Origin of the sequence: Xanthobacter wiegelii (genome assembly GCF_043193855.2) — a bacterium.
In the GTDB taxonomy this organism is placed as follows: domain Bacteria; phylum Pseudomonadota; class Alphaproteobacteria; order Rhizobiales; family Xanthobacteraceae; genus Xanthobacter; species Xanthobacter flavus_A.
In genome coordinates this window covers 2,073,792-2,086,090 of record NZ_CM195529.1, presented here as the reverse complement: position 1 = coordinate 2,086,090, position 12,299 = coordinate 2,073,792, and the positions used below count along the sequence as shown (strand labels likewise).

Genomic DNA, 12,299 nt, shown 5'->3' with positions numbered 1-12,299 from the left:
GGGGGATGACGCCGCAATGAAACCAATCAGGAGGAAACCATGTCCTATACCCGCGCCAAGATCGTCGATCTCGTGGAAGGCAAGATCGACCCAGATACGCTGCACCAGATGCTCTCCACGCCGAAGGACCCCGAGCGGTTCGTGACCTACGTGGAAATCCTTCAGGAGCGCGTGCCGTGGGATGAGAAGATCATCCTGCCGCTCGGCCCGAAGCTCTTCATCGTGCAGCAGAAGGTCTCGAAGAAGTGGACCGTGCGCTGCGAGTGCGGCCACGATTTCTGCGACTGGAAGGAGAATTGGAAGCTGCACGCCCGCGTCCATGTCCGCGACACGCCGCAGAAGATGGAGGAGATCTATCCCCGCCTCATGGCCCCGACGCCCGCGTGGCAGGTGATCCGGGAATATTTCTGCCCCGAATGCGGCACGCTCCATGACGTGGAGGCGCCGACCCCCTGGTATCCGGTGATCCACGATTTCGAGCCGGACATCGACGCCTTCTACACCGAATGGCTCGGCCTGCCGGTGCCGGAACGCGCGGCGGCGTGAGGGCAGGGTCGAGGCCCTGGCGCTAACCCGCCGTTCGCGCCCCCTCTCCCCTTGCGGGAGAGGGCCGGGGTGAGCGCCGTATGGCCCGCAGGCCGAAGCCCTGGAAGCGTTCACCCCTCGCCCCCAACCCCTCTCCCGCAAGGGGAGAGGGGAGCCCCTTGCGAGCCTCGCCGGGCTCTTCGCCGGGAGCCCGGCGTCGAGCGGGAGGAAGGGGGGCTCAGGGCCCCCCTTCCTTTCCCATGTCAGGCCCCGGCGCCCTCCGCCTTGCCTGCCATCGCACGCCGGGACGGGCGCGGCGCTGGCGGCTTGACGGCGGCGAGCGCCGCGACGGCGAGGCCGATCGCCAGCACCCACACCGCCGGGCGGGGGCCGAGATCGAGGGTAAAGTTCGCGTCCAGCACCAGCCACGGGTCCACGCGCGTCGCCAGCGCGTACCACAGCATCTCCACACCCGCCGTGAGCGCCGCCCCGACCACTGAGAGCCCGGCCATGCCGAGGGGCGTCACGCTCCTCCCGCCGCGCCCCGCGATGCGGAAGGCGAAGAGCAGCAGGAACAGGCCCGCCATCAGCACCGGCTCCGTCACATCCAGCTTCGACTGCATGAAGAAATGTACGCTGCCCAGCACCGCGATGGCATAGACGGCCATGTGCAGCCGGTTCCACCGCGTCGCGCCGAGGCGCTTGATGGCGCCGTCGGTGGAGGTGGCCCCCAGCGCCACGAGCAGCGCCACGGCCACCGCGCCGATGGTGAGATAGACCCGCAGCACGATCTCGCTCAGCGCCCGGCCGAAGCCCTGATCGATGATGTAGAGCGTGAGGTGCAGCGCCGCGTAGCCCAACGCGGCAAGGCCGAAGATGCGCCGTCCGAAATAGAGCTTCGGCAGGTTGAACAGCCGCCGCAGCGGCGTCACCGCCAGCGTCACGGCCAGGAAGCGGATGGCCCACAGGCCGGTGAAATGGATGGCTTCCGTCCACGGCCGCGCGCCCAGCTGGCCGTTGGCGGCAAGACCCACCAGCCAGACGGCGGGCAGGATGCTGGACACGAGGAACAGGGTCTTCTCGGGGCTGAAACGGCCGGAGCGCTCGTGAAACAGGGGCATAGGGTCCTTTCCGGCGAAACTGCGCGGACGCCCGTCCGGCGCCCGCCTCCCCTTACGCCGCCCCCTGCGGCGGCGTTACGGCCGGCGCCTGCACGATGGCGTGAGCACGCCAAGCCCGCGCGGCGTTTGAGCGTGGTCGCACGACGTGACTCCGCGCGGCGCCTGAGCGTGGCTCGCCCGCTCAGGCGTTCAGCTCGCCGTCGATCTGCGCCTTCAGGCCGGGATCGATGCCGAGCGAACCCGCAAGCCAGTCCAGATAGGCGTGCTCGGCGTCGTTGTCCGGACGGATGGCGAGGGCCGAGGCCGCGTAGATCTGGAGCGCCGCCTCGGGCGTCGTCGCGGCGGCCACCACCTCGTTGGGATCGACCGGGGTGGTGAGGATGGCGATCAGCGCGTCGCGCTCCGGCGAGGCGGTGCCCATGCGCTCCAGCCCGCCGCCGATGCGCGAGACCTCTTCCTCGTCGATCTCCCCGTCCGCCTGCGCGGCGGCGGCCATGGCCGAGAGCAGCACGCCGGAGAAGGCTTCCGGCCCGCCCGGCGCCGCGGCGGGGGAGAAGGCCGCGTCCGGCGAGCCGGAGGAGAAGGCCGAGCGCCCGCCGGAGCCGGCCTGCCATTTGCGCAGGGCCTTCCAGGCCAGCATGCCGATGATGGCGAGGCCGCCGTATTTCATCAGGTCGCTGCCACCGGAGGCGGCGGAGGGCTGATGGCCGGGCTGCGGCGAGGGCTGCGGCTGGCGATAATCGGAGGGCATCTCCGGCGGGGTGTAGCCGCCGGTCGGGTTCGAGCCGCCGCGGCCGAGGGCGTCCGCCGCGATATCGCCGAGCCCACCGCCCGCGCCGCCGGAAACGCCGCCCCCCCGCGTCGAGCCGCCGGAGGGTCGGCCCCCGCCGCCGAGGATCTGGCCGAGAATGTCCTCAAGCCCGCCGGTGGGACCCGCCGAGGCGCCGCCCGAGGGGCCGGACGAGGGGCCGCCTTGGGGCGCGCCCCGCCCGCCGCCGAGCACCTGTCCGAGAATATCGCCAAGGCCGCCCGGAAGGCCGGATGGCGCGCCGCCGCCACGCGCACCGCCGCTGCCCAGAACCTGCCCGAGGATGTCACCCAATCCGCCGGGCCCGCTGCCGCCCGAGCCGCCACCGCCGGGCGCGCCGCGACCGCCGCCGCCGGGCACCTGACCGAGAATGTCGCCGAGGCCGCCCGGAAGACCGCCGCCCGGCAATCCGCCCCCGGCCTGCTGCGCGCCGCCGCCCCGCACGCTGCCCGAGCCGAGCGCCGCGCCGATGAGCTGCCCGAGAAGATCACCCGTTCCGGCCATGGCTTCCTCCCTCATGATGCGGGCGCGCGGCCCGCTCGTGTTCGGCTGCTAGCACCTTATTGAGTCCAACCGCGGGCACGATCTCACGCAAGGGAAGAACGTGCACGCGAGCCGGGGGCCAGCGCCGGGCGCACTCTACGCCAGACTGCGGCGCCGCCCCAGCTTTTCACCGCCATCGCCCGGCTGATCCGGGAGATCCACGCTTCGGCCGGTGGGGGTGCGGCATCCGTAAACCCGGATGCGCGGCGGGGTGGATCGTCCGCACGGCGGGGGATGACGGCTGGAGATGGCGTTCAGCCGACGGGGAAACGAGCTGTGGGGGCCAGAGCTGGACCAAAATCCACGCCATGCCACGATCGTCTGACGACCGTCATCGCTGTCACGGGTTACCGCTGCGCATTCACCGTCATCGCCCGGCTGGTCCGGGCGATCCACACCTCCGCCGCTGGGGTGGCGGGTTCCGCAAAGCCGACGGGCGGTTGGGTGGATCCCCCGCACAAGGCGGGGGATGATGGCTCGTGAGAGCGAGGGGGATGGGCGAGGCCGGTCGAGAGTGGGCGCCCGCACGCCGCAGCGTGGCCCGTCCTACACCGCCACCGGGGCCTTGATGGCGGGGTGGGGATCGTAGCCGACGATCTCGATGTCCTCGTAGCGGAAGGCGAAGAGGTCCCTCGCCGCCGGGTTCAGGCGCAGGACGGGCAGCGCGCGCGGGGTGCGGGAAAGCTGCTCGCGGGCCTGATCGAGATGGTTCACATAGAGGTGCGCATCGCCCAGCGTATGGACGAAATCGCCGACGCCGAGCCCCGTCACCTGCGCCACCATGTGGGTGAGCAGGGCATAGGAGGCGATGTTGAACGGCACGCCGAGGAACACGTCCGCCGAGCGCTGGTAGAGCTGGCAGGAGAGCTTGCCCTCCAGCACGTAGAACTGGAACAGGCAGTGGCAGGGCGGCAGCGCCATCTTCGCCACGTCCGCCGGATTCCAGGCGGTGACGATGAGGCGTCGCGAATCGGGATTGCGGCGGATGTCCGAGACCACCTGCGCGATCTGGTCGATCACGCCGCCCTCTGGCGTCGGCCAGGAGCGCCACTGGTGGCCGTAGACCGGGCCGAGATCGCCGCTGGCATCCGCCCACTCATCCCAGATGGAGACGCCGTTTTCCTTCAGGTAGCGGATGTTGGTGTCGCCGGCGAGGAACCACAGAAGCTCGTGGACGATGGACTTCAGGTGCAGCTTCTTGGTGGTCACGAGCGGGAAGCCGGCCCCGAGGTCGAATCGCATCTGGTGGCCGAACACGGAGAGCGTGCCGGTGCCGGTGCGGTCGTCCTTGCGCACGCCCTCGTCGAGAATACGGTGCAGGAGCTGGTGGTAAGCTTCCATTAGGTATGTCCGGCCAAGATCAAGGCAGAGGGGCTCTCAAGCCTCACAAGGCTTTCGCCGAACCAGTCTAGCGCGCGGGCCGCAAGGCAGCCAGCCGCCGGCGGCGGGTGTCCACATATGCGCGCGAATAGGGTTGTCCGTTTCCTGATGCCATGCCGCCCCTGGGGAAGCTGTGGCGGGAGGGGCAGATAGCGGAAAAGTGAGTGATTTCCGCTGCGTATGACCTTCGGACACCCCCTATTTCGCCACGCGGCGGCCGTATTAGACCATCACTTAACGCTCGGATTGACGATCAAGGGCAAACGATATGAGTTCCCAGACCACCCTCCAGCAGACCACCCTCCAGGCCGCACTGATGGATGTTCGCGCCTATCTGGCGCAGCTGGCGCAGGCCGAGGACTTCCGCAACGAGGCCGCGTGGGAAGCCGGTTCCAGCTGCGCCGAGGAGCACGCCGCCAGCGACGCCCTCACGAGGCTCGACGAGGCGCTCCGCCAGATCAAGGCCGAGGCCCGCCCGCGCAAGCATGAGCGGTCGGCCAAGGACGAGCGGATGTCATCGCGCGGTCACGAGCGGGTGGGCCTGCACCACGCCCACATCGCGGCGTAACGCTCGCCGTCATCGGCGTGACCGTCCCCCATGCGTTCGCTGCGGTGCAGCGTTGACATTGGGCTTTCGTATACATCACAGTGGCCTTGTTCCAAGGGGGGCCCCGGAAGGGGCTGAGATATCGCAAGTTCGCGGAATTCATCTTCCGCGGCGCCGCGATGACCCTTCGAACCTGATCCGGGTCATACCGGCGAAGGGATCGGAACTTGTGCTTACCGGCGCTCAGCGTCGTCCCGCACCCGTCTCCTAGCTCACACCCCGGTTCTCGTTGAAAGCGCAAGCTGAACGGAGATCCGCAATGCTGGACGAAGCCTCGACGTCCTCCCTGAAAGTCACCACCGGGCCGCTGCCCCATTCCCGCAAGGTGTTCGTGTCCGCCACCCGGCCGGACGTGCGCGTCGCCATGCGCGAGATCGGGCTGTCCGATCCGTCCGAGCCGCCGGTGAAGGTGTACGACACCTCCGGCCCCTATACCGATCCGCAGTCCGTCATCGACCTCACCAAGGGCCTGCCGCAGCTGCGCGCCCAGTGGATCCGCGAGCGCGGCGATGTGGAAGAGGTGGACGGCCGGGCCTTCAGGCCCGAGGACGATGGCCTGAAGGCCGGCCAGTCCTCCACCTTGCCGCAGTTCGATCTCTCCGGCCGCAAGCCGCTGCGCGCCAAGCCGGGCAAGCGCCCGACGCAGATGGCCTATGCGCGCGCCGGCATCATCACGCCGGAGATGGAATATGTCGCCGCCCGCGAGAACCTCGCCAAGGTGAACGGCGGCGCCCATCCACACCATCAGGCCATGGGCCTCGGCGCCGCCATCCCGGCCGATATCACGCCGGAATTCGTGCGCCAGGAAGTGGCGCGCGGCCGCGCCATCATCCCGGCCAACATCAACCACCCCGAAACCGAGCCGATGGCCATCGGCCGGAACTTCCTCGTCAAGATCAACGCCAACATCGGCAATTCCGCCGTGACCTCGGGCGTGGCGGAGGAGGTGGACAAGCTGGTGTGGGCCACCCGCTGGGGCGCCGACACGGTGATGGACCTGTCCACGGGCAAGAACATCCACACCATCCGCGAATGGATCATGCGCAACTCGCCGGTGCCCATTGGCACCGTGCCGCTCTATCAGGCGCTGGAGAAGGTGAACGGCGTCGCCGAGGATCTCACCTGGGAAGTCTTCCGCGACACGGTGATCGAGCAGGCCGAGCAGGGCGTGGACTACATGACGGTGCACGCCGGCGTGCGCCTGCCCTTCGTGCCGCTCACCGCCAACCGCGTCACCGGCATCGTCTCGCGCGGCGGCTCCATCATGGCCAAGTGGTGCCTCGCGCATCACCGCGAGAGCTTCCTCTACGAGCATTTCGAGGAGCTGTGCGAGATCCTCGCCCAGTATGACGTCTCCTTCTCCCTCGGCGACGGCCTGCGCCCCGGCTCCATCGCGGATGCCAACGACGCGGCGCAGTTTGCGGAACTTGAAACCCTTGGCCAGCTCACCGAGATCGCCTGGAAGTATGATTGCCAGGTGATGATCGAAGGCCCCGGCCACGTGCCGCTGCACCTCATCCGCGAGAATGTGGAGAAGCAGCTCAAGGTCTGCCACGAGGCGCCGTTCTATACCCTCGGCCCGCTGGTGACGGACATCTCCCCCGGCTACGACCACATCTCCTCCGCCATCGGCGCGGCGATGATCGGCTGGTTCGGCACGGCGATGCTCTGCTACGTCACGCCGAAGGAGCATCTCGGCCTGCCCGACCGCGACGACGTGAAGACCGGCGTCATCTCCTACAAGATCGCCGCCCACGCCGCCGACCTCGCCAAGGGCCACCCGGCGGCGCGCATCCGCGACGACGCGCTCTCCCGGGCCCGCTTCAGCTTCCGCTGGCGCGACCAGTTCGCGCTGTCGCTCGATCCGGAGACGGCCGAGCGCTTCCACGACGAGACGCTCCCCGCCGAGGGGGCCAAGGTGGCGCACTTCTGCTCCATGTGCGGGCCGAAGTTCTGCTCCATGAAGATCTCGCAGGAGCTGAAGCTGGAAGCCGGCGACATCGCCCGCGCCCAGGCCGACAACCTCGCCTCCGCGGGCATGGCCGAAATGGCCCAGAAGTTCCGCGACGGCGGCGGCCTGATCTACACGCCCGCTCCCGAAGTCGCCCCTCCCCCGCCCGCCGCGGCGGAGTGAGCGGCACCTGAGCGTCGCCCTCCGGCTGGACCGGAGGGCCTTTTCGTCCCGCCCGAGCAACTGGTGGAGGGTCCGGCTTTTCCCGGCCCTCCGCGGAACCTATCGCCGACGCGCCACCAGCTCGGCCGCCACCAGATCCTCGATGGCCGCGCCCACGGACTTGAAGACCGTTATGGCGTCCGCGTCCGTCCGCCCCTCCGTCCTGCCGGCGCATAGCTCGTAGAGGTCGGCCTTCACCTGATCGGTGGACCACACCCCCGCCGCCGCCGGCAGCAGCAGGTCGCCGGCCTCGCCGAGGGCGCCGGCATAAGTGTCCACATAGACATCGCTGGCGCGGATGAGCGCATCGTCGCTCTCGCGCATGGTTGGGGTGAAGGCGCCCACGAGGTCCACATGGGTGCCCGGCCGCACGTCCCGCCCCAGCACCAGCGGCACGTCGGAGGTGGTGGCGCTCGTGATGATATCGGCGGCAGCGACGGCGGCGGACAGGTCGGGCGCGGGCTCGGCCGGCAGGCCTAGTGCCTTCAGCCGATCCGCCATGGCGGCGGCGCGCTCCGGCACGCGGCCCCACACCAGCACGCGGCGGATAGGCCGCACGGCGCAATGGCCCTGCGCCAGCTGGAAGGCGAGATTGCCGGTTCCGACCACGGTCAGCGTCTGGCTGTCCATCCGCGAGAGGAAGGTGGAGGCAAGCGCGGAGGTCGCGGCCGTCCGCCGGTTGGTGAGCGCATCCGCCTCGATGACGGCGGTGGGCACGCCGGTGGTGCCGTCGAACAGGGTATAGATCCCGTGCACCGCGCCGAGGCCCTTGGCGCCATTGGCCGGAAACACATTCACCAGCTTCACGCCGAACACCGCGCCGGGCCGCCACGCCGCCATGGTGAGGAGCCGGCCGGGCGTCTCGTCCGTGCCGACGTGATGGACGCCGCGCACCGGCGATTCCACCTCCGCCGCCGCGAAGGCCGCCCGGAGCGCCGGCACGAGGCGCTCATAGGTCAGCGCCGCCTCGACCTCGCCCGCATCATAGAACGCGATCATGCCGCCTCTCCCTTCCGGAAACCTCTTCTAGACCAAGAGCGGCCAAAGCGCCGCAACGGCACAGGGCGTTGCCGCGACCGCACGGAACCAAAGGGCGGCGCGGCCACTTGGTTCTGCAAAGGAGACCTTCGATGCACCACGATGCAGCGAGCCGCGGACCCATCCGCCATTTCCTCCACGAGGCCGGCAGCTTCTTCCACGCGCCGCCGGGCTCAGAGCCAATCCTCGAATGGCGCGCAAAGGCGGCAGGCAGCGAGGTGCTGATCTGCGACGGCATGCCCGTCGCGCGCCTCGACTGCCACGACCGCCGCTGGACGTGGCGGGTGCTGGATGACGCTTCCGCGCCGATCCGCGCGGGGTCCGAAGCCGAAGCCCGGCTGCTGGCGACCTTCTACGCGCGGCGGCTGCACGGTTGAGGCTCGGCCTCCATTTGCACCGGTGTCATCCCCCGGCTCGTCCGGGGGATCCACGGGACGGCCCAGTCGGGGTCCTTGATCTCTGGCGGCGGAGTGGATGGCCCGGACAAGCCGGGCCATGACTGTCCTTCAAGGGATGGCATTTTCCCTTGCCCCCGCCGCCGCGCGGGTGTGCTCTGACAGACGAAGCCTGCAACGAGGGGCGAGATGGCGCCACGGGCGAGCTGGAAGGGGTTTCTCACCGTCGGCGCGCTGAGCTGCGCTGTCGGGCTCTATGCGGCTGCCTCCACGTCCGAGCGCATCAGTTTGCACATGGTCAGCCGCAAGAGCGGCCACCGCCTGCGCCGGCAATATGTGGACGAGGAAACCGGCGAGCCGGTGGAAAACGACGCGCAGGTGCGCGGCTACGAAGTCTCCAAGGGCGAATACATCACCATCGAGCCCGAAGAAGCGGCGGCTGTTCTTCCGGACAACGACAAGACGATTTCCATCGACGCCTTTCTGCCCTGCGACGGCATCGATACGGTCTATCTCGACCGCCCTTATTTCCTCGCTCCGGTGGACGAGGCCGCCGCCGAGGTTTTCGAAATCCTCAAGCGCGGGATGGCGGCCCAGAAGGTCGCCGCGCTGGGCGAGGCGCTTCTGTTCCGCCGCGTGCGCCGGCTGCTCATCCGCCCGACCGAGGAAGGCGGCGCGCTGCTCGCCTCCACCCTCTCCTTCGATTACGAGGTGCGCTCGGCGCAGGAGGCGTTCGCCGACGTGCCGGAGGTGAAGATCACCGCCGAGATGCGCGATCTCGCCACCCACATCATCAAGACCAAGGCCGGCACATTCGACCCCATGGCCTATCAGGACCGCTACGAGAGCGCCTTGGCAGAGCTGGTGCGCGCCAAGATGGAAGGCAAGCCCCTCCCGAAGGCCCCGCCGCGCAAGGAAGAGAAGGTGGTGGACCTTCTTGAGGCCCTGCGCGCCAGCGCCAAGGCGACAGAGCGCGCCAGCGCCAAAGCGACAGGGGGCGCGAGCGGGAAGGCTTCCGGCAGCGGCAAGAAAGCGCCGGCCAAAGCCAAGGCCGGCAAGAACGCCGCCGCCGAGAAGCCAGCGCCATCCCGCAAGACCACCCGCAAGGCGAGCTGAGAGGCGAGCTGACCCATGGCCGACCTTGACCGCTACCGCGCCAAGCGCGACTTCGCCGCCACCCCCGAGCCCTCCGGCGCCGATAAGCGCAAGGGCAAAGGCGCGGCGACGCGGCCGGAGGGCGTGTTCGTCATCCAGAAGCATGCGGCCCGTCGCCTGCACTATGACTTCCGGCTGGAGATGGACGGCGTGCTGAAGAGCTGGGCCGTCACCCGCGGCCCCAGCCTCGTGCCCGGCGAGAAGCGCCTCGCCGTGCATGTGGAGGACCACCCGCTGGACTACGGCGGCTTCGAGGGCACCATCCCCAAGGGCCAGTATGGCGGGGGCAACGTGATCATCTGGGATCGCGGAACCTGGACCCCCATCGGCGATCCGCACAAGGCCTATGCCAAGGGCCACATGGAATTCACCCTCGACGGCGAGAAGCTGCACGGCCGCTGGCATCTGGTGCGCATGGCGCCGCGCAACGGCGAGAAGAACGAGAACTGGCTCCTCATCAAGGCCGAGGACGCCTTCGCCCGCCCCGAGGACGCGCCCGACATCCTGGAGGAGGAGCCGCTCTCGGTCGTATCCGGCCGGGACGTGGCCGCCCTCTCACCGGATGATCCGCCGCCCCGGAAGCGCGCTGAAAAGCCGGCAGCCCGACCGGCCGCGAAGAGCACCCGCAAGACGCCCGCGAAGGCCACCGGCGCCGCTCCGGAGACGCCCGGTGCGAAGAGCGGCACGCCCGCGTCCCTCGCTCTCCCGAAAGGCGCCAAGAACGCCCCCCTCCCCGCCTTCGTGCCGCCCGCCCTCGCCACTCTGGCGACCAAGGCACCGGCCGGCTCCAGATACCTCCACGAGATCAAGTTCGACGGCTACCGCATCCAGGCGCGGGTCGAAAACGGGGCGGTCCGCCTCCTGACCCGCACCGGACTCGACTGGACCGATCGATTCGGCACCGGCATCCCTGCCGAACTCACCCGATTCCCCATCCGAACCGCACTTTTCGACGGTGAAATCGTCGTCGAATCCGGCAATGGCGCCACCGATTTCTCCGCCCTTCAGGCCGATCTCTCGGAGGGCCGCAGCGACCGCTTCGTCTATTATGTCTTCGATCTTCTCCACCTCGACGGCCACGATCTGACACCCCTTCCCCTCAAGGATCGCAAGGACTTGCTGGAAAAGCTGGTGGGCGAAAACGGGGACAAGGTGCGCTACAGCGCCCATTTCGAGGACGACGGCGCGCTCGTCCTCTCCCACGCCTGCCGACTGAGCCTCGAAGGGGTGGTCTCCAAGCTGAAAAACGCCCCCTACCACAGCGGCCGGTCCCGTGACTGGATCAAGTCCAAGTGTCTGGAAAGACAGGAGTTTGTGGTGGGCGGCTTCGTCCCGTCCACCACCTCGCGCACTGCCATCGGCTCGCTGGTGCTGGGCGTGTTCGAGAAGGGCAAGCTGCGCCATGTCGGTCGTGTCGGAACCGGCTTCACCCAGCGCGTGGCGGCCGACCTCTACAAGCTACTAGCCTCTGAAAAGACTGATGTTTCTCCCTTCACCGGCAAGCTGAGCGCGGAGGAGACGCGGGGCGTCACCTTCGTCCAGCCGCTCCATGTCGCGGAGGTGGAATTCGGCGCCTGGACCGGCGACGGCCACCTGCGCCACGCCGCCTTCCGCGGCCTCAGGGAGGACAAGCCGGCGACCGATATCGTCCGAGAAACCCCTGTAGAGACAAAGACTTCCGCCCCAGCCGCGCCACAACGCCGGGTGCGTCTCACCCATCCCGATCGCGTCTATTGGCCGGACGTGGGCCTCACCAAGGAAGGGCTGGCGGACTATTATGCGCAGGTCTGGCGGTACATGGCCCCGTTCGTGACCGGCCGCCCGCTGGCATTGGTGCGCTGTCCGGAAGGCATTGACGGACAACGGTTTTTCCAGAAGCATCCGTGGAAGGGGCTGGACAAGAACATCCTCCAGGTCGCCGATCCCAAGGAAAAGGACGAAGCCCCCTACCTCGCCATCCGCGACCTCGACGGGCTGATCGCCCTGGTCCAGGGGGCCGCTCTGGAAATCCACCCTTTCGGCGCCACGCTGGCGAACTGGGAGCGGCCCGACCTCCTCACCATGGACCTCGATCCCGGGGATGACGTGCCATGGCGGGACGTGATCTCCGCGGCAGAGGAGGTGCGCCAACGACTTGAAGCGAAAGGCCTTTCCGCCTTTCTGAAAACCTCCGGCGGCAAGGGCCTGCACGTCTGCGCCCCCCTGAAGCCCAAGGCCGACTGGCCCCGGCTGAAGGCCTTCACCAAGCAGATGGCGGAGGAGATGGCGGCCGACAGCCCGGAGCGCTATGTCGCCACCATCACCAAGTCGAAACGTAAGGGCCGGATTCTTATAGATTATTTGCGTAACCAGCGCGGCGCGACGGCGGTGGCGCCGTACTCCACGCGGGCGCGCCCCGGTGCGCCGGTGTCCATGCCGCTGGCGTGGGAGGAATTGGGGGAGGCCATCGGCCCGCAGCACTTCACCGTGGGCAACGCCTTGGCGCGACTAATGAATCTCGGCCATGACCCTTGGGGAGATTTCCGCGCGGCGGCAGTGCCTCTGCCGGAGTAAA

General features: G+C 68.8%; 10 protein-coding genes and 1 riboswitch. Of the genes, 6 read left to right on the top strand and 4 right to left on the bottom strand.

The window, feature by feature from the left end; all coding sequences use genetic code 11:
* Nucleotides 1–39 precede the first annotated feature (39 nt).
* Nucleotides 40–546, top strand: a complete 507-nt coding sequence (locus tag V5F63_RS09660) for an acetone carboxylase subunit gamma (protein WP_209488826.1) — start codon at nucleotides 40–42, stop codon at nucleotides 544–546.
* 242 nt (nucleotides 547–788) lie between these two features.
* On the opposite strand, the gene msrQ is transcribed toward V5F63_RS09660, so the two are convergent.
* The 3 genes from msrQ to V5F63_RS09645 all read right to left on the bottom strand — a co-directional run bounded on the left by msrQ (nucleotide 789) and on the right by V5F63_RS09645 (nucleotide 4,338).
* The gene (msrQ, locus tag V5F63_RS09655; RefSeq protein WP_394102279.1) at nucleotides 789–1,646 is read right to left on the bottom strand and encodes a protein-methionine-sulfoxide reductase heme-binding subunit MsrQ; all 858 of its coding nucleotides are present in this window, start codon (nucleotides 1,644–1,646) and stop codon (nucleotides 789–791) included.
* Between the two features lie 181 nt (nucleotides 1,647–1,827).
* Entirely contained in the window at nucleotides 1,828–2,958 is a 1,131-nt protein-coding gene (locus V5F63_RS09650; protein ID WP_394102278.1) for a tellurite resistance TerB family protein, read from the bottom strand.
* Nucleotides 2,959–3,543: 585 nt separating this feature from the next.
* Nucleotides 3,544–4,338 (bottom strand): thymidylate synthase, encoded by a 795-nt coding sequence (locus tag V5F63_RS09645; protein WP_394102277.1) that lies wholly within the window; start codon nucleotides 4,336–4,338, stop codon nucleotides 3,544–3,546.
* Between the two features lie 307 nt (nucleotides 4,339–4,645).
* On the opposite strand from V5F63_RS09645, the gene V5F63_RS09640 reads away from it, so the two are divergent.
* Both V5F63_RS09640 and thiC read left to right on the top strand, forming a co-directional pair.
* A complete protein-coding gene (locus V5F63_RS09640) occupies nucleotides 4,646–4,945 on the top strand; it encodes a hypothetical protein (RefSeq protein ID WP_209488822.1) in 300 nt (99 codons plus the stop codon).
* Nucleotides 4,946–5,029: 84 nt separating this feature from the next.
* A riboswitch (TPP riboswitch) is annotated at nucleotides 5,030–5,162 on the top strand.
* A gap of 81 nt (nucleotides 5,163–5,243) precedes the next feature.
* On the top strand, nucleotides 5,244–7,118 hold the full coding sequence (gene thiC / locus V5F63_RS09635) for a phosphomethylpyrimidine synthase ThiC (protein WP_394102276.1): 1,875 nt from the start codon (nucleotides 5,244–5,246) through the stop codon (nucleotides 7,116–7,118).
* A 99-nt stretch (nucleotides 7,119–7,217) separates the two neighbouring features.
* On the opposite strand, the gene lhpI is transcribed toward thiC, so the two are convergent.
* On the bottom strand, nucleotides 7,218–8,156 hold the full coding sequence (lhpI, locus tag V5F63_RS09630; protein ID WP_394102275.1) for a bifunctional Delta(1)-pyrroline-2-carboxylate/Delta(1)-piperideine-2-carboxylate reductase: 939 nt from the start codon (nucleotides 8,154–8,156) through the stop codon (nucleotides 7,218–7,220).
* 131 nt (nucleotides 8,157–8,287) lie between these two features.
* Here lhpI and V5F63_RS09625 point away from each other — a divergent pair, with 131 nt between their 5' ends.
* The 3 genes from V5F63_RS09625 (at nucleotide 8,288) to ligD (ending at nucleotide 12,298) form a co-directional block, all read left to right on the top strand.
* Complete coding sequence (locus V5F63_RS09625; RefSeq protein WP_209488819.1) at nucleotides 8,288–8,572, top strand: hypothetical protein; 285 nt, start codon at nucleotides 8,288–8,290, stop codon at nucleotides 8,570–8,572.
* A gap of 207 nt (nucleotides 8,573–8,779) precedes the next feature.
* Nucleotides 8,780–9,706: a non-homologous end joining protein Ku gene (gene ku, locus V5F63_RS09620; protein ID WP_394102274.1), complete on the top strand. Its 927-nt coding sequence runs from the start codon at nucleotides 8,780–8,782 to the stop codon at nucleotides 9,704–9,706.
* A 15-nt stretch (nucleotides 9,707–9,721) separates the two neighbouring features.
* Nucleotides 9,722–12,298: a DNA ligase D gene (gene ligD, locus V5F63_RS09615; protein ID WP_394102273.1), complete on the top strand. Its 2,577-nt coding sequence runs from the start codon at nucleotides 9,722–9,724 to the stop codon at nucleotides 12,296–12,298.
* Nucleotide 12,299: the final 1 nt, after the last annotated feature.